We start from the raw sequence: 17,689 nt of genomic DNA, 5'->3' as shown, positions 1-17,689 counted from the left end.
ATCATTTTAATATTAATATATAATTCATATTGCATTAAAGTTAAATTAATTAAAAATAGAAATAATCTGGAATTGAGTATTTTACTATGGTCTTTTTTTACTTCCGGGCAGGTTGGTATTCATACAGGAATCTGATAGATCATCTTTTCATATCAAATGAAAAATAACCCGGCGATAAGTTTACCGCTAATGGTACAACCATAATCAACTGAGATTATTCTTCCCTGAAAATTACATCCTTAAACAATATAATAATGATCATTCAAAAAGAAGAAACATTAAACGAGTACATGCAGCAGCTGGCTAAAAAAGCTGCTTTTTCAATAGGCTATCCTTTTGCGACAGATTTTAATTATGAAGAAATTTACAGTTTATTCCGTTTTCCGCTTTTTAATCTGGGAGATCCCTATATGGAAGGCAATTACGGGGTAAATTCATTTAAGATGGAACGGGAGGTCATCGATTTTTTTGCTGATTTATTCCGGGCTCCAAAAAATAATTACTCGGGATATATTACCAGCGGCGGGAGTGAAAGCAACCTGTATGGCTTGTATATGGCAAGAGAACTGTATCCGGACGGGATATTATATTATTCATCCGAATCACACTACAGCGTTCCGAAAGCAGCCCGCCTGTTAAATATAACGGCAGTCGAAGTCTGTTCCGGCAAAAACGGTGAAATTGATTATGATGATCTTCTGCATATGATGAAGCAAAACCGTCATCTGCCTGCCATCATTGTCGCCAATATCGGTACAACGATGAAAGAAGCCAAAGACGATATCCCAAAAATCAAAAGCATTCTGCAGGAGTTGCTCATCGAATCACACTATATTCATTGCGATGCGGCACTGTCAGGCGCTTACCTTCCGCTGCTGGAAAAAGATGCAGCATTTGATTTTGCAAACGGGGTTGACAGCATTGCGTGCAGCGGACATAAATTTATCGGATCGCCCATTCCCTGCGGAATTGTGGTTGTGAAGAAAAACAATAAAGATCATGTCTCTGAATACATACCCTACATAGAATCTGTAGACTCTACCATTACCGGCACTCGCAACGGACTGAGCTCTGTATTCTTATGGTACGCCATCAGGCATTTCGGCAGAGACGGCCTCTTGAAAAGGGCTGAAGAATCCCTTTATTTAGCAGAATACACCCACCAGAAGCTTCTTGAAAACAATATAAACAGCCATCGCAATGATATGGCGATTACGGTAACGTTTGAAAAACCGTCTGATTCACTGTGCCATAAATGGCAGCTGGCAACAAACTCAGAATGTTCCCACATGATCTGCATGCCCGGTATTTCAAAAGAAAAAATAGACAGTTTTATCGCAGAACTGGTCAACGAAAAAAAATATAATGATGCAGTGCTTCAGTCCTGATTTAAATTTATAACCCTTTCAATATAACTTTAACAACTAATATTATATGCAGAACACATCCGAACAATTATCCTCCAAAGTAATCCATGGCGAACCCATTATCATCACAACACCTGAGCCCTGGCAATGGGATATCCTGGCCAAAGCCTTTCTAAATGATCCTACCTTAAATTTCTGGCTCGGTGAGAAGACAAATGAAGAATCGCTCAGCAAATATTTTGAAGCCATCGTAAGAGACACCCTCATTTCCGGGGGAACCGTATTCGCAAGCCCGGATCAGAAAGCTGTTTTTGTCTGGACCTGGCTGGGACGTGATGCTGATGACACCAATGAATTTAAAGAGAACTGGTATGATGTTTTAGATCCGGAAGGCGTAAAACGGTATTACTGGCTTTATGAAGCCGGCGACTTAGAGCTTGATACTGACAAGATCAAAAAAAGTATGGAACCCGCTTATTTAGCCGTTCATCCTGATGCTCAGGGAAAAGGATACGGCGGTCATATTTTTAAATGGATCCTTGATTATTTTGATGAAAAAGGATACGAAACTCCGTTTATACTGGCAAGTACAAGACGGTCTGCAAAATTATACTGTCCTCTGCTGGGTTTCCATCATCATAAGGAGGTTTTTGCAGAAGGATCAGGCCCGGAATCAGAGCCCGTGGCCGTCTATCTGAAAAGAAACAGGTAAACTAAACAGGTAACTATTTCATTATCATCCCGGGCTCAGAAGGCCCGGGTTTATTTTTGATTCATTTTTTTAACAGCTTTAAATAAGAGCTAATCAGTCTTTATTTCTGAGGCCGAATTTTTCATGAAACCACAACAATCCGAACAGATAGAATGAATGCAGCAGCTGGGATTCAATAGCCGACCAGTTTTCAATGGAGCTGCTCCCGAGAATCAGGATGCTCATTAATGCCAGCCCTGCATACAGCGTATATTTGGTTTTGTAATTAATCAGCAGCAACAGTCCTGTTACGGCTTCCGCGACAGGCAGGAAATAACTGAACGGAAGAATTAAAGCTTCGGGGATTGCCGATTTTTCCATGGTTTTCAGCATCCATTCACTGAAAGCCTGAAGTTTCGGCAGACGTACCAGCCCGTGGCCCAACAGGGAAACAGCAACCGGGAGGCGCAAAAAGAAAAATACGGTCTTAAAATCTTTCATTGTTATTGTTTTAAGTTCAGCTAAAATAATAAATTACCGTCAGGATTTATCTTTCAGGTAATTAATAATCCCGATTACGTCATCTTTACCGAAACCGGCATCATGAGCCGACTGGTAGGTTGCAATCAGTGCTTCAGACAAAGGGAAACCGGCACCTGCATTTTTCGCCAGCAGAATATCTTTGAGCATCAGGTCCAGGGCAAACGCAGGCTCATAGGAATTATTGATCAGCAGAGGGGTTTTTACCTTGGTCGCACCGCTTCCGCTGGCACTCTCATTAATAATTTCCAGCATATCCTCGCGGGCAATCCCGAGTTTTTCCGAGAAAAGAACCGTTTCCGCCAGTCCCTGGTAAATGGCCGAAATAAAATAGTTAACAGATAACTTTGCCGCAATCCCTTTCCCGTTTCCGCCCAGGTGCTTAATGCTTTTCCCCAGCTTTTTCAGATAGGGTTCAGCCCTCCGGATGTCCTGTTCTTCACCGCCCGCCATAATAATCAGCGTTCCTTCAGCCGCAGGTTTTGTACTGCCGGCTACCGGAGCATCAATAAATCCGGCTTCCTTTATTTTTATGGCAGCGGATATTTCTTTCGTCGTTTCAGGAGAAATGGTGCTCATATCGATGAACAGTTTCCCGGAGATATCCAGCATTAAAATTTCCTCATAGACTGCTTTCACCGCATGGTCGTCCGTAAGCATCGTAAAAATAATATCGCTGTTTTCAACGGTTTCAGCGACTGTGTGGCAGACAATGGATTTTTCCTTAAAATCTTCAGCCTTTTCAATGGTCCGGTTGTAGACAGAAAGTACAGATTCTGACCGTTCTAAATTTTTCGCCATCGGGTGGCCCATGTTTCCCAGCCCGATAAACCCTAATTTCTCTTCTTTCATTGTATTGTTAATTGAATGATTGGTTAAGATAAATAATCTTATGTTGATAAACAAATGTGGTATCAAAAACCCGACCAGTCTATGCTGTACAGAGCGTTTAAATGCCCTTAAAATAGGTGCTGATCAATAAGCAGGATGCCTAAATACCGATTTTCTCTCCGTTAAGTTTTTTTAAACGGTAAATCTTCCGGAATTTTGCAGAAAAAAAACAATGAAAGTGATAGATATTGAAAGCTGGAACAGAAAAGAACATTTTGAATTCTTTTCGGCTATGGCAAGCCCTTATTTCGGTTTTACTACAGAAGTGGAATGTACGGCAGCATATGCAGGAGCAAAAGAAAAAGGGCATTCTTTTTTTGCGGCATACTTACACGCATCAATGGTTGCCGTTAATGCTGTTGATGAACTTAAACTGCGTATTGTTGACGGCAATGTTGTGATGTATGATACCGTTAATGCCGGAACCACCATCGGAAGGGCAGACGGGACTTTCGGCTTTGCTTACGTGCACTTTTCGGAAGATTTTAATACGTTCAATGCCGAACTTCAGAAAGAAATCAGTGAAGTACAGAATTCTACCGGGATCAGGCTGAACAATGGGGAACTGGGAAAAGACCTCATCCGGCATTCATCCATTCCCTGGAATTCTTTTTCGGCCATTCTTCATCCGACCCCGCTTGACAGAACCGAATCTGTTCCTAAAATTACATTCGGTAAATTCAGCATACGGGACGGCAGATATTATCTCCCGGTTTCAGTGGAAGCCCACCATGGCCTTGCAGACGGATTCCATCTTGCAAAATACCTTGAAGAATTTCAAAAGCAGCTGGAGCAGTAGATTGAGATAACGGGAAATTTATCTCATTTATCAGTCGGGATTTTTCCCTCTAAGTTAAATGGTATTCTGTTTTTTTCTTCTGAAAATTAATAAAGTTAAAAGCATGGGTCTGATATTTTGATTCAGAAAAAAAAATGATAACTCTTCTTTTTTTCCTGCTTCAGTGACAATAAATCTTTAAATATGGTACCAAAAACGGGCTGATCTGACATCTGAATCTTTTCAAAAATTTTCAAAAAGAAGAGAATAACAATTCTTTCTAATTAATGCTTTTCCGTTGCAGAAAGTAGCGGAAATATTTTGTATACAGCTGTAACGGGCTATCTGATAGCGTACTTAGGGAATAACAAACTTCCTGGAAAATAATTCAATTTTTTTAAAGCTATTGATTATAATCATAAAAACTGAGACAATAAAAGTCTAGTTTTGTTGTCGGATATGTAACGCGCTTTGTTTCAGATAAAGAGATAAGATTTGAAAAAGCCACGTGGTATGCATGTGGTATTTTTAGTAAGGGAAATTTTAATCATTTTTTATTTCTTTGTTCTTAATCTGGCGTAAAGTATACGTTTTTGTAATACAATTTTAATTTTAAAATAAAATAAGATGTTTAATGTACCGCAAAGACGATCCATTTCCAAAATGATTAAAATAGTAAAAGCTTCAAACAGAAAGTATGCAAACTTTATAATCAGATAAAGTGAAGTACTGAGAGTGACTTAATACTGGAGCTATGATAAGCTACAGAAACAGAAGAGATCAGAATATTATGAAAAACGAAAAAACTGAATTTAATTTAGAAGATTTAAACCAAAAGATTTTTGTGCAGGACGAAATTTTAGCCCTGGCAAAAGAAAATTCCCCAAGGCTGTTAAGTAAGTTCAGACTGGTAGATCCTGACTTTTTTAACACATTATCTTCTATTCAGCCCAATCTTAAAAACTCGGAATTGATTTTTTGTATATATCTAAAACTCAATTTAACAACAAAAGAAATTGCAACCTACACATTCGTTACCCCGAAAGCCATACAGAACCGTAAAAACAGGCTGAGGAAAAAACTGAATATTGCATCAACAGTTGATATCTATAAGTGGTTTAATGATCTTTAAACCATTTTTTATTTATACCCCTATCACATCACATCTTATTGTTATTTACACCAATTACCTTTAATATCAATCACCTTTCCACGTCAACCATTCAGCTTTGATAAAAGCTCCTGTCACTTACGTTTACAAGATTCCAATTTATATCCAGACTTCTAAAAAATGCCCTTTTCATAAGATGGCAGCGGTAAAGAATAATGTTCCGGCTATTATGATTAAATTTGAGTACGTTTAAACAAAAAGCAATGAAAGTAGAAATATGGTCGGACGTGATGTGTCCGTTTTGTTATATCGGTAAAAATAATTTTGAAGAAGCCCTTGAACAGCTTCCCTTTAAAGATGAGGTAGAAGTAGAGTGGAAGAGTTTTCAGCTGGATCCAACGCTGAGTACTGAGGGAACCAAAACAACCTTTGATTATTTCAGGGAGAAAAAAGGGTTTCCGGAAGCACAGGCCCGGCAGATGATCGCCTAGGTAACGGAGATGGGCAAAAATTCAGGTATTGAATTTAATTTTAACCGTGTCCTGATTACCGGAACCTTTCCGGCTCACAAGCTTCTTCATCTGGCTAAAAAATACCGGAAGTCCAGTGAGATGGAAGAAGCCCTTTTCACGGCACACTTTACAGAAGGCAGAAATGTTGCTGATTTTGATACGCTGACGGCTCTGGCAGTTTCGGTAGGAATTGATAAAGAAGAAGCAGGACAGGTTTTAAACTCTGCGGAATTTGATGATGAAATCAGTAGAGATATTCAGGAAGCCCGGGATCATGGTGTTTCTGGTGTTCCTTTCTTTATCCTGGACGGCAAGTATGCTGTTTCCGGGGCACAGCCTGCAGAGGCTTTCCGTGAGGCGCTGATACAGACTTATGATGAAACCGCAATAGCCGGAGAAGAAGGCCCGGACAATTCCTGCAGTACGGACGGTTGCAGTATTTAATCTGAATGCATAATTTTGAAAAGAATTTAACACTCAGCTCAGATGATAAAAATTACCGGCGAACATCATTTTGCCATCGACAGAACACTTTTCGTTTTCGCCCTGGATTCGGAAGCAGGCAAAGTATTCAACGAAAAGAATAAACTGGTTACAGGCATCGGCAAGGTGAACGCCGCGATGGAATTAACACAGGAGATCCAGCGCAACAGGCCGGAACTGATTGTCAATCTCGGTTCTGCCGGAAGCCGGAGTTTCGGGAAAGGGGAAGTGGTGTGCTGTACAAAGTTTATCCAGCGCGATATGGATGTGAGAGGCCTGGGCTTTGAAAAGTATGAAACCCCGCTTTCAGGCATTCCGCCTGTGCTGGAATACGGGCTGTTAAAAGAAGGCCTGCCGCAGGGCATCTGCGGGACCGGAGACAGTTTTGAAATGAACCATGCAGAGACCGATTACAATATCGTGGATATGGAAGCCTATCCGCTGGCTCTGATTGCCATGAAGAAAAATATCCCTTTCCTGTGCCTGAAATACATCTCCGATGACGCAGGAAGCGAAGCGGCGGAAGACTGGGCAGTCCAGGTTCACCTGGCTTCGGAAGCGTTTAACAAAATTTTATTTTAGTATACAGATGACATCAATTATTATCAGGAAAGTTTCAGCTGAAGAACTGGAAGTTCTGCAGAGTATAGGAAGAGAAACATTTTACGAAACATTCGCCAAAGATAATTCCGAGGATGAAATGCAGAAATACCTTGACGAAAGCTTTTCTACGGAAAAAATCTCTCAGGAACTGAACACGCCGGACTCCCGTTTCTTTATCGCATGGGAAGAAGACAACCCGGTAGGTTATCTTAAAGTAAATGCCGGAAAAGCCCAGACAGAGCTTCAGGATGATGCTTCAATGGAGATTGAAAGGATTTATGTAAAAAGCTCACACCACGGCAAGAAAGTGGGGCAGCTTTTATATGACAAGGCACTGGAGATCGCGCTTGAGGGAAAGAAACAGTACCTGTGGCTGGGCGTATGGGAGGAAAACCTCCGTGCGGTCAACTTTTATAAGAAGAACGGTTTTGTGACATTTGACAAACATATTTTCAGGCTGGGCAGCGAAGAGCAGACAGACCTTATGATGAGGAAAGATTTAGCCTGATCTTAAATTTCATAAATTTCAGCATCCGTAAAAACGTAGAATTTACCGTTTTTAGGGATGTTTTTTGTATCCAGGCCTGTAAATTCACTGAAGGCAGGCAGCAGCAGCTGTTTATCCGTCAGCACAAAACACGGCAGCCTGATTTTTTTTACTGCCGAATGGATCATAAATCCAGGGTGGATATGCCCGGTGATCTGTAGATTCGGATGTTTCTTCTCAAAATCATGGATGAACATGAAACCATTAAGCTCCAGGGATTTTGATTTATAGTTAAGGCATAATTTAGATTCCAGGGGTTTTGAGATCCGGTCATGATTTCCTTCGATGAGGTAAAACCCTAAGTCCGGGTACCGGTTTCTCCACGTGCAGAATTCGTCCACATCGGAATTGTCGCCGGCATGGAGAAGATCACCGACCACCACAAACTTTTCAGGCTGGAAGTATTCGATCAGGATTGATAACCGTTCCAGGTCATTTTTCATGATCTGATTGGCCAGGGCAATGCCGTTTTTCCTGAAGTGTGCCGTTTTCCCGATATGGAGGTCTGATAAAACAAGGGTTTTCTGCGCTTCCCAGAACAGGGCCCTCTGGTTGGTTAAAGTAAAGATTTCGTTTTGTACCGTTATATTTTTTGTTGCTATTTTCATTTTTCAGATCTGTTAATCATTCTTCATGTATTCAGTTTTTCATCGTTATCTTACTTTCTTTGCCTGCTGAATCAGTTTCTGGATCCTGGAATCCAGGTCTTCGCTGGAAAGGGTCTGCCGGAGGCTGTCTACTTTAATCGGGAAGCTTAAAGGTGTAAAGGAAGCGGCATGCTTCAGGATAATTTTTGATTTTTCAATTCTTTTAAAAGCTTCCACCAGCCTCTGTTCCTGCAGCTGCATATTGAATACTTCCGTATAGGCCTGCCTTACCAGGAAATTATTAGGGTCATAATCTTCCAGCACTTTAAAAATAAGGCCTGCCGAACTCTGCAGTGATTTGTTGGAACGCTGCTGCCCGGGGAAATTCTGTACAACCATGCCCGAAATTACTGCAATATCACGGAATTTACGCCTTGCCATTTCCGCAGAATTGATGCTCGAAATTACATCATTCATCAGGTTGTCCCGGGTCAGGATTCCTTGAAGGTTTTCTTCTGTCAAAGGAATTTCTTTATCACTGAACAGCTCAAAACCGTAATCGTTCATGGCCATCGAGAAAGAAATGGGAGCAAGCTTTGAAATGCGGTAGGCTACCAGTGCAGCCATTACTTCATGAACCAGCCTTCCTTCAAAAGGATACATGAACAGGTGATAGCCTTCCCTGTTTTTAATCATTTCAACAAGGAACTCATCTTCCCTTGGGATATGCGAACGCTCTTCCTGGTTTGCCAACAGCGGATGAAGGAATTTAAGCTCCTTCTCAGAGGCTTTGGGGTTCAGGGCTCCTGATAATTTTTCACGCAGGAAATGCCCCAGATTAGAACTTAGAGGCAGCCTTCCGCCCAGATAACTCGGAGCAAATGCTTTTCCTTTGGATGCGCGCACGAATACCGTCATATCTTTGATCATCGCCACTTCCAGGACCCTTCCCGCCAAAATAAATTTATCTTCTTTCTTTAGCCTTGAAATAAAATATTCTTCCACCATCCCGATATAGCCGCCGGAAATAAATTTTACCTTCAGCATGGCATCGCTTACAATCACGCCCATATTCATCCTGTGGAGCATGGCAATCCGCCTTGACGTCACTTTGTACAGACCGGTTTCATCAATCACTACCTTATGGAACTCTTCGTAGCTTTTCAGTGCTTTTCCGCCGATGGTTAAAAAATCAATGATGCCCTTCCATTCTTCTTCATTCATTTCCCGGAATGCAAAGGTTTCTTTTATTCTCGGATACATTTCATCAGGATAGAAGCCGTCTCCGACTGCCAGGGTCATCATAAACTGAACGAGCACATCAAAACACAGTACCTGTGGATCACGCGGTTCAATCACATTGTTTTTTACGGCTTCTTTTAAAGCAGAAACTTCAATCAGCTCCAGAGAATGGGTAGGCACACAGTAGATTTTTGAAGTCTCAAAGGGGGAGTGGCCGCTGCGCCCTGCACGCTGTAGAAACCGGGCAACCCCTTTTGCAGAACCAATCTGGATTACCGTATCAACAGGCTTAAAATCGATTCCCAGATCCAGCGATGAGGTGGATACAACAGCTTTCAGTTTACCAGAGCTCAGGTTTTCTTCAATCCAGATTCTCAGGTGGGCATCAATGGAACTGTGATGGATCGCGATCTGCCCTGCAAAATCAGGATAGGCATTCAGCAGCAGCTGGTACCACATCTCGCTCTGGCTCCTGGTATTGGTAAAAACAATGGTTGAGGTGGAGTTTAAAATAATCGGGACTACCTTATCGGCAAGCTTATGCCCCAGATGCCCTGCCCAAGGCAGAATTTCCACTTCATCCGGAAGGACCGGAATAATATCTATTTTCTTTTTTTCTTTGGCGGTAACGGTGGTTTTCCTGATATTATACGGAATCAGGATTTCCATGGCTTCATCAAGATTCCCGATGGTGGCCGTTATGCCCCAGATTTTTATTTTGGGAACATACTTCCTGAGCTGGGAAATCCCGAGCTCCATCATTACTCCGCGCTTTGATCCCAGCAGTTCATGCCATTCATCCACGACAATGACCTTTAAACTTTTAAAAAACCGCTGGTGGTTTTTCTGCCCGAGCAGCAGATGAAGGCTTTCCGGGGTGGCCACTAAAATTTCCGGCATGTTTTTAACCTGCTGCTGGCGTACTTTTGGGTCTGTATCACCGTTCCGTACGCCTACCATCCAGTCCAGCCCGATTTCATCAATGGCTTCCTGCATGGCTTTGGCAATATCTTTTGAAAGGGAACGGAGCGGGGTGATCCAGATCATTTTCAGCCCTTTCTCATATTTTTCGGGATGGTTAAGGAAATCTGTGATCAATGCTAAGAACACAGAATAGGTCTTTCCGAAACCGGTAGGAGCAATCACCATTCCGCTGTATCCGCTTCCGAATTTACGCCATGTCTCAGCCTGGAACTTAAAAGGGGAAATGCCTTTATCCGCCATCCAGTTCTGAATGACGGTGAATCCGTTGGTATTTTCAAAAGCAGCCAAATTTTATCCTGATTTGTTAATGCGGTGCCCGCAATTTATGTATTGTTTTATTCAGTTTGATATTCCTTATTCACTCATTTAAAGAAATTACTGAATGAGTTTTTTAATTTCTTCCAAATCATCAATTTCATTAACCGTCTTATCTTTCCGCCATCTTAAAATCCTTGGGAAACGCAGGGCAACGCCGCTTTTGTGCCGGCTGCTGAACCCGATGCCTTCAAACGCAATTTCAAAGACCAGCTCAGCCTTCACCGTACGGACGGGGCCGAATTTTTCAATGGCGTTTTTGTTTACAAAACGGCTGACTTCCATAATCTCCTTATCCGTAAGCCCGGAATAGGCTTTTGCAATCGTAACCAGCGCATCACCGTTCTTTACGGCAAATGTATAATCGGTATAGTAGGCACTTCTCCTTCCGCTTCCTTTCTGTGCATAAATCAATACTGCATCAATGGTCAATGGGTTGATTTTCCATTTCCACCAGTCGCCTTTTTTACGCCCGGAATGGTAGAAAGATTCTTTTTTCTTCAGCATAAGCCCCTCACTGTTGATATCGCGGGAGTTTTCTCTGATCTGGTTTAAATCATTCCAGTTTTCAAAACCGATAACCTGGGAAAGCTTAATGTGTTCCGGGCTTTCATTCAGCAGCAGTTCTTCCAGCATGGCGCGCCTTGCGACAATAGGTTTTTCCCGCAGGTCATTGTTTTCCAGTTCCAGTATATCGTAGGCAAAAACCTGGATCGGGATTTCAGAAAGCATTTTTTTGGTTAATGTTTTCCGATTCAGTCTTTTCTGGAGTTCATTAAAATTCAGGACTTTATCATCTTTCACCGCCAGTATCTCGCCGTCAATGACGAAATTACCTTTCATCTGCTGAACCACTTCGGTAATTTCGGGAAACTGTTCGGTAATCAGTTCTTCGCCTCTGGACCATATGAAGACTTCATCATTTCTTCTGATAATCTGCCCGCGGATGCCGTCCCATTTGTATTCAATCAGCCATTCATCCGGAGTTCCCAGTTCTCCCAGCTCTTTTTCCAGAGGATAAGCGAGGCAGAAAGGGTAGGGTTTTGAATTGTCGGGATTAATATTTTCTGCAGAAATAAGTTCCTGGAACGATGCTTCTTCCGGCAACCATTTTCCCATTAAGCTGTGCATTAACGTGCTGGATTCCTGGTTTGAGAACCTGGTCAGGGCATTGATCAGGGTTTTATCCGAAACCCCGATCCGGAAGCTTCCGCCCAGTAGTTTGTTAAAAATCAGGCGTTCCGTGTAGTCCAGGCCATTCCAAGATTGGAGGACAAAGTCTTTTTTATCTTCATCCGACTTGCCTTTTAAACCGATGATGTCATTCATCCACTGGGACAGTGTGCGTTCTATTTTTTCCGTTGGTGGCGGAAGGATCAGTGAAATGGTTTCCCCCAGGTCTCCCACCGAAGAGTAGCTTTCCTGAAAAAGCCAGAAGGGCAGCCCGGTAATTTCCAGTGCCCATTCTTTCATATAATTGGTATTGACATTCCGTTTAGGCCTTTTGCCAGTAAACAGCGCAATAAACCACACCTTGTCATCATCCGGTGCACGTTCCAGATAATCAATGATCGCATCGATCTTGGCGTTGGTTTTATTGGTGCTCTCAAGGGCATTGATCAGTTCTGCGAAATGCTTCATAATGTAAAATATAATTTCCGGTAATCGATTTTCTACTATTCGGGACGGCTGTTAACGTTGTAGCTGTATGTTCAGTACGTATCAGTCGTTGGTCTGGGATTCAGGTGCTTCAGCAGCTTCTTTTTCCGTTTCCTCATCATCACCGTATAATGTTTCTACGACATCTGCTTTTATCCCGATTTCATTTAAATATTTGGAAAAAACTTCGGTCTGGCCGTGTGTAACATGAACAATTTCTGCTTCCGTTGCTTTTATAGCCTGTAGCAAACCGCCCCAGTCGGCATGATCGCTCATGGGAAAACCGGCATCCGCACTCCGCCATCTTCTCGCTCCGCGCACCTGCATCCATCCTGAACAGATGGCCGTTGCCGGATTCGGGATTTTTTTGATGACATTGCTGTCCAGTAACGCAGGCGGGACAATAACGATATCATCCTGTACATGCTTTACACTTTCCCTGAAATCCGGGACTTCATATTTCGGAAGGGTGATCCCTGCATTTTCAAAGGCTTCATTCAGTTTCCCGATAGAGTAGTGAACATGGATTTTCCCGAGGCCTTCAACCGCTTTCATTATCCGCTGTGCTTTCCCCAGGGAATATCCTATAAATACGGATGTTTTCTGGTTTTCTTTGTTCTTAAGCACCCAGTTCTGCATTCTTTTATTCAGGTCATCCACTTCCAGCCAGTTGTAAATGGGCAGCCCGAATGTACTCTCACTTACAAACTCATGGCACCTTACCAATTCGAAAGGAGTACTCAACCCATCATACTGTACTTTATAGTCTCCGGAAATGACACTTACATACCCTTTATATTCCAAGCGGATCTGCGCGGAACCGATAATATGGCCTGCCGGATGAAGCGAAACCTTTACGCCGTTCATATCAATAACTTCACCGTATTCCATACTCTGGCATTCGATGTCTTCACTGATCCTTTTATGAAGGATCGGTTTTGTAAAATGGTGGCAGAGGTATTTTTTCATTCCCCAACGGGCATGGTCGGCATGTCCGTGTGTGATTATGGCAAGGTCTACCGGTCTCCAGGGATCGATGTAAAACTTTCCCTGCGGACAGTAAATTCCTTTATTGGTAAATGTGATCAGTTTCAATAGTGCGGATTTGAATTCGTATATCCAAAAATCCCACCAAAGGCAAGGTCAGAAGGAAAAAAACAACAGGAGATCGTATAATGAAACTGTTTTAAGATCATAACTCTGTGAATGTTGAAATTTGAGATTGATATTTAAGATTTAATCTTAATTTTGATCTGATGAAAACAATACCTATTGAAGCAGAAAGACTGATTCTCCGTGATATAATCCCGGCAGACAGACAGGCTATTTTCGATTACCGGTCTGATGCCGAAACCAATAAATTCCAAAGCTGGATTCCGAAAAACCCTGAAGAGGTGGATGAATTTATTCAAAGAAATTATAAGGAATTTAACCTGCCCGAAACCTGGTACCAGATTCTGATTACGGATAAAGAAACAGGTACCGTTATCGGAGATATCGGAATCCATTTTATCGGCGAGGAAAATAAACAGGTGGAATTGGGAATCACCATAAATAAAAAGTTCCATGGAAAAGGATATGCCTCCGAAGCTTTGAAAGGATGTATTGATTTCTTATTCAATGATTTGCAGAAACACAGGATTATTGCTTCCGTTGATCCTGAAAATACTGCTTCCCTGCGTTTAATGGAACGAATCGGGTTCAGGAAAGAAGCGCATTTTGTTAAAAGCTTATTCTGGAAAAACAAATGGGTGGATGATGTTATTTATGCGATGCTTGAAGAAGAGTGGAAACACCGTTCATAGATCATATCCTCATTGGCGTATTTTTTGAACCCCCGGATAGTAAATAAATTTTATGGTATCTTCATTTCTGTTACAGTTAGAATGGAAGGAATTTTTAATGGGACAGGAAGAATGGTCATTTCTTCTGGAGATCGTTCTGAGGACCTTTATTATGTTTTTAACAATCATTATCGGTCTCCGGATATTGGGAAAAAGGGGCGTGAAACAGCTGTCGCTCTTTGAGTTGGTGGTGATCATCGGGCTGGGCTCTGCAGCGGGGGACCCGATGTTTTATAAGGAAGTAGGGATCGCATCTTCCATTATCGTTTTTATGGTAATTATATTCCTGTATACTTCGGTAACCTATCTGATCGGGAAAAGCAAGGTTTTTGAGAAACTGCTGGAAGGAACATCCATCTGTCTGATTGAAAACGGTGAGTTTTCCATTGAAAATTTTAAGAAGGAAAATCTTGGAAGCGATGAGTTTTTTGCTGAGCTGAGGCTGAGAGGCATCTCGCATCTGGGCCAGATCGAAAGGGCCATTGAAGAAGTTTCGGGCGAGATCAGTGTTTTTTATTTTGAAGACCGGGAAGTAAAATTCGGGCTTCCTATCATGCCGGGATCTTTGGAAAACCCGGTGAAAACGATAAGCGTTAAAGGATTTTATTCGTGTACATTCTGCGGGTATACGGAAGAGAAAAATGAAGGGGATGCAGGACACTGCTGTAAATGTAAAAAAGACAGATGGATTGGATCCAGTAATAAGAGAAGGGTAACTTAATAAAAAAGGTTCCCCGAAAGGAACCTTAAAAAAACACAAATGATGAAAAAAATTATTTCGATACACAAATATAATCAATATGTGTATTATGTAAAACATAGTATGGCAGTCATTTATAAAATCTATTTATACTACCACATTTTATCCTGCATTAAGACGCTGTGAGGTGGTAGATATTCCGAATGCCAATAAAGCCACGATTCCCAAAGTGAAAATTTTTACCAGCTTACCCATGGTTCCGGATGTTTGCTTATTTTCTGATGTTGAAGACATAACGTTTTGTTTTTGTTAGAAATAAATCATCAAATACCACACCAACTCACGATGAGATCTCATTATAAAGCTGTTGGATACATAAGTTTTAATTAAGGTAAACAGTTACAGTCAATGCTGTAAATAATCCGGATGATTACAGTCAATATCTGCCTTATCAATTATCCATAAAAAATCCCTTTCCGAAAGAACCGGAAAGGGACACACCTAACATTAAGAAATTTCCTCAGACAATAAACAATGATGCAATTGCCTGGGCATCACTTCCCGTTAAAATTTCATCGTAAGCAGCAGAACCTGCTTCCGGTCCGAAAGCCGCGGCAGTATTAAACCCGGCCTGTATGGTAACACCTTCTCCGGCATATACAGCGTTGGTAGCTGCAGGCATGTTTCCGCCGTTCGCCAGTTCAATCCAACCTTTGTTTGCCCTCATTCTCCTAACCTGTGAAGCATGTCTTGCTTCTACGGAGTGTATCTGTAAGGCGGCCTGTAATACTGTTTTATTAGACATTACATTTCCTGCCTGTCCTTTATATGCTCTTACCCCGGTATCTTCAAATGCCTGGGCCAGCACAAGGAACTGATTATAATCTGAAAAAGGAGCAAAGGCTCCGCCTACTGTAAAATTGAAGTTGGGTTTCGCTCCCGGCGTTACTCCTAGTGAAGTAAGCGTACTTTTAAGGAAAGCAACGTGCGCGGTCTCATGTTTTGAGATCTGCATGAAAACCGGACGGTCTGCACTTGGGATCAACCCAGCCGTTCCTAATCCTTTGGTATAATATTCGTCTTCCAGGTATTCCAGTACCAAAGCAAGCTGAAGCGCGTCTGTTAATGCACTTTTACCGGCATTTCCGGGTACAGTTGCAGTGGTAGTGGTCTGTGCCTTTGCAGAAGTAGTCATTAAAGCGCCCAGACCTAAAGGGATAGAGGCAACAGCTGCCTTTTTACCGAATTGGGATATTTGGGAAAGCGTTTCTAATCTTGACGCTTCTGTTGTGAAGAATTTGTCGTCAGATAATCTATCTAGTAATTTTAGAATGTTCATAATGTAAATTTTTGTGAAGTGAATAAATTAACCGATTCCCTGTTCTTTCCAGGTAAACGGAGTTTTAAAGAACCCGCCTGCTGCTGCTACAATGTCTTTAGGCTCTTTTGCAACATCAAGCCCTGTAGTAGGGTTGATTACATCATCCCCTGAAAACGCTGCGGTTCCCGGATTGATAAGGTCCCTAATCGCAGCTGCGTGTCTTGCTTCCACGGAAACAATTTTTCCTGCAATCACAAGGTAATCTACATTCGTAATATACTTTCCTGCACCGTTGTAAGCGGCTACCCCTGTATCTTCAAGTGCTTTTGCCGTAGCAAGTACAGAATTCCTGTCATTGAAGTTTACATTGGGATACTGGAACTCAAGCGTAGGAAGAACATTGGCAGTAGCTCCGGTAATGGCTGCCTTAAAGAAATCCCTGTGGATCACCTCATGGTGGTAAAGATCGGTAAAGATCTGTTTTTCAGCATTGGAAATCCCAGTATAGAAATTGTTAACCACTTTGGTATAGAAATCCGCTTCAAGCTGTTCCAGTGCATACGCATAGTTCAGAACACCCACGTCGCCCTTACCCAGGTCGAAAACATTATTATCAACGAACTCAAAATCGTTGTCATCACACCCGATCAATGTAAGCCCGGCCATAGCCAGCCCCACACCACTCAATTTTAGAAAGTTTCTTCTGTTGGTATCAAGGGTCGCTCCCTGATTAGAAACACTGATTGTTTTTTTCATAATATAATTTGTTTAAGTGAGAATTTTTATCTTAACATGATAGAGAAAAAACAGCATAAAAGATTTATGCTGTTTCACAACTAACAAACCATTACGGCATTAAAACCGTGTCTATAACGTGAATGACCCCATTCGACTGATTAACATCAGCTATTGTAACTTTAGCATCATTGCCTTTAACGTCTCTTATGTATAAATCTTTTCCTTTTGTCCAGAACGTCAGTTGCTCGCCTTCTACCGTTTTCATCATTGCTTTCCCGCCGTTTGCATTTACTGCAGCCATAATTTCTTTGGCATTGAATTTACCGGCAAGAACATGATAGGTTAAGATTTTAGTTAGCATTGCCTTGTTTTCCGGCTTTACCAGGCTTTCAACCGTTCCTTTCGGAAGCTTTGCAAATGCTGCGTCAGTAGGAGCCAGTACAGTGAAAGGCCCTGCACCCTGTAAAGTTTCTACCAGTCCGGCTGCTTTTACCGCAGCTACCAGTGTTTTATGATCTTTGGAATTTACTGCGTTTTCAATAATATTCTTAGAAGGGTACATGGCAGCACCGCCTACCATTACTGTTTTTTCTTTTTTCATCTGTGCAGTTACATTTCCACTGAATGCGAATGATAAAGCAACCATTCCTAAAACTGCGATTTTTGATTTTGTATTCATTATTTTATTTTTAATTATTTATTGATTTGAATTGCTGTTGTTATAATCATTTACGAGAGTGGTTTCAATACAGATTTAAAATTTTTAATATTATTTT

18 protein-coding genes and 1 pseudogene are annotated in these 17,689 nt (G+C 41.7%); 9 read left to right on the top strand and 10 right to left on the bottom strand.

What is annotated here, in order from left to right; genetic code table 11:
- Positions 1–254: 254 nt before the first annotated feature.
- Together ASE55_RS17295 and ASE55_RS17290 are read left to right on the top strand one after the other, a co-directional pair.
- A complete protein-coding gene (locus tag ASE55_RS17295; RefSeq protein ID WP_056222594.1) occupies positions 255–1,388 on the top strand; it encodes a histidine decarboxylase in 1,134 nt (377 codons plus the stop codon).
- Positions 1,389–1,434: 46 nt separating this feature from the next.
- Positions 1,435–2,079: a GNAT family N-acetyltransferase gene (locus tag ASE55_RS17290; RefSeq protein ID WP_056222593.1), complete on the top strand. Its 645-nt coding sequence runs from the start codon at positions 1,435–1,437 to the stop codon at positions 2,077–2,079.
- Positions 2,080–2,172: 93 nt separating this feature from the next.
- Here the strand turns inward: ASE55_RS17290 and ASE55_RS17285 are convergent, their stop codons facing one another.
- Entirely contained in the window at positions 2,173–2,559 is a 387-nt protein-coding gene (locus ASE55_RS17285; RefSeq protein WP_056222590.1) for a MauE/DoxX family redox-associated membrane protein, read from the bottom strand.
- Positions 2,560–2,598: 39 nt separating this feature from the next.
- A complete protein-coding gene (locus tag ASE55_RS17280) occupies positions 2,599–3,504 on the bottom strand; it encodes an NAD(P)-dependent oxidoreductase (RefSeq protein WP_262483829.1) in 906 nt (301 codons plus the stop codon).
- Between the two features lie 157 nt (positions 3,505–3,661).
- Between ASE55_RS17280 and ASE55_RS17275 the strand changes: the two genes are divergently transcribed.
- The 5 genes and pseudogenes from ASE55_RS17275 (at position 3,662) to ASE55_RS17255 (ending at position 7,484) form a co-directional block, all read left to right on the top strand.
- Positions 3,662–4,288, top strand: coding sequence for a chloramphenicol acetyltransferase (locus ASE55_RS17275; protein ID WP_056222584.1), 627 nt, complete (start codon positions 3,662–3,664; stop codon positions 4,286–4,288).
- A gap of 769 nt (positions 4,289–5,057) precedes the next feature.
- Positions 5,058–5,399 (top strand): helix-turn-helix transcriptional regulator, encoded by a 342-nt coding sequence (locus ASE55_RS17270; RefSeq protein ID WP_157844667.1) that lies wholly within the window; start codon positions 5,058–5,060, stop codon positions 5,397–5,399.
- A gap of 242 nt (positions 5,400–5,641) precedes the next feature.
- Positions 5,642–6,334, top strand: a pseudogene (locus ASE55_RS17265) (DsbA family protein).
- Positions 6,335–6,376: 42 nt separating this feature from the next.
- Positions 6,377–6,955, top strand: a complete 579-nt coding sequence (locus tag ASE55_RS17260; RefSeq protein ID WP_056222578.1) for a nucleosidase — start codon at positions 6,377–6,379, stop codon at positions 6,953–6,955.
- A 7-nt stretch (positions 6,956–6,962) separates the two neighbouring features.
- Positions 6,963–7,484, top strand: a complete 522-nt coding sequence (locus ASE55_RS17255) for a GNAT family N-acetyltransferase (protein ID WP_056222575.1) — start codon at positions 6,963–6,965, stop codon at positions 7,482–7,484.
- A 2-nt stretch (positions 7,485–7,486) separates the two neighbouring features.
- Here the strand turns inward: ASE55_RS17255 and pdeM are convergent, their stop codons facing one another.
- The 4 genes from pdeM to ASE55_RS17235 form a co-directional block, all read right to left on the bottom strand.
- On the bottom strand, positions 7,487–8,131 hold the full coding sequence (gene pdeM, locus ASE55_RS17250; RefSeq protein ID WP_056222571.1) for a ligase-associated DNA damage response endonuclease PdeM: 645 nt from the start codon (positions 8,129–8,131) through the stop codon (positions 7,487–7,489).
- Between the two features lie 45 nt (positions 8,132–8,176).
- Positions 8,177–10,576, bottom strand: coding sequence for a ligase-associated DNA damage response DEXH box helicase (locus ASE55_RS17245; protein WP_056222599.1), 2,400 nt, complete (start codon positions 10,574–10,576; stop codon positions 8,177–8,179).
- 135 nt (positions 10,577–10,711) lie between these two features.
- On the bottom strand, positions 10,712–12,292 hold the full coding sequence (locus tag ASE55_RS17240) for an ATP-dependent DNA ligase (protein WP_056222567.1): 1,581 nt from the start codon (positions 12,290–12,292) through the stop codon (positions 10,712–10,714).
- An 81-nt stretch (positions 12,293–12,373) separates the two neighbouring features.
- Positions 12,374–13,405: a ligase-associated DNA damage response exonuclease gene (locus ASE55_RS17235; RefSeq protein WP_056222564.1), complete on the bottom strand. Its 1,032-nt coding sequence runs from the start codon at positions 13,403–13,405 to the stop codon at positions 12,374–12,376.
- Between the two features lie 161 nt (positions 13,406–13,566).
- Between ASE55_RS17235 and ASE55_RS17230 the strand changes: the two genes are divergently transcribed.
- Together ASE55_RS17230 and ASE55_RS17225 are read left to right on the top strand one after the other, a co-directional pair.
- Positions 13,567–14,115: a GNAT family N-acetyltransferase gene (locus tag ASE55_RS17230; RefSeq protein WP_056222560.1), complete on the top strand. Its 549-nt coding sequence runs from the start codon at positions 13,567–13,569 to the stop codon at positions 14,113–14,115.
- A gap of 52 nt (positions 14,116–14,167) precedes the next feature.
- Positions 14,168–14,875 (top strand): DUF421 domain-containing protein, encoded by a 708-nt coding sequence (locus tag ASE55_RS17225; RefSeq protein ID WP_082474647.1) that lies wholly within the window; start codon positions 14,168–14,170, stop codon positions 14,873–14,875.
- Positions 14,876–15,016: 141 nt separating this feature from the next.
- On the opposite strand, the gene ASE55_RS20795 is transcribed toward ASE55_RS17225, so the two are convergent.
- The 4 genes from ASE55_RS20795 to ASE55_RS17210 all read right to left on the bottom strand — a co-directional run bounded on the left by ASE55_RS20795 (position 15,017) and on the right by ASE55_RS17210 (position 17,592).
- Positions 15,017–15,148: a hypothetical protein gene (locus ASE55_RS20795; protein WP_262483828.1), complete on the bottom strand. Its 132-nt coding sequence runs from the start codon at positions 15,146–15,148 to the stop codon at positions 15,017–15,019.
- Positions 15,149–15,374: 226 nt separating this feature from the next.
- On the bottom strand, positions 15,375–16,193 hold the full coding sequence (locus tag ASE55_RS17220; protein WP_056222557.1) for a ferritin-like domain-containing protein: 819 nt from the start codon (positions 16,191–16,193) through the stop codon (positions 15,375–15,377).
- A gap of 27 nt (positions 16,194–16,220) precedes the next feature.
- Complete coding sequence (locus tag ASE55_RS17215) at positions 16,221–16,931, bottom strand: ferritin-like domain-containing protein (protein WP_056222555.1); 711 nt, start codon at positions 16,929–16,931, stop codon at positions 16,221–16,223.
- A 91-nt stretch (positions 16,932–17,022) separates the two neighbouring features.
- Complete coding sequence (locus ASE55_RS17210; protein WP_056222552.1) at positions 17,023–17,592, bottom strand: fasciclin domain-containing protein; 570 nt, start codon at positions 17,590–17,592, stop codon at positions 17,023–17,025.
- Between the last annotated feature and the right edge of the window lie 97 nt (positions 17,593–17,689).

The sequence above is a fragment of the Chryseobacterium sp. Leaf201 genome (genome assembly GCF_001421435.1).
Lineage (GTDB): Bacteria > Bacteroidota > Bacteroidia > Flavobacteriales > Weeksellaceae > Chryseobacterium.
Note: the sequence above shows the minus strand (reverse complement) of the source record. Positions and strands in the feature narration are given on the sequence as shown.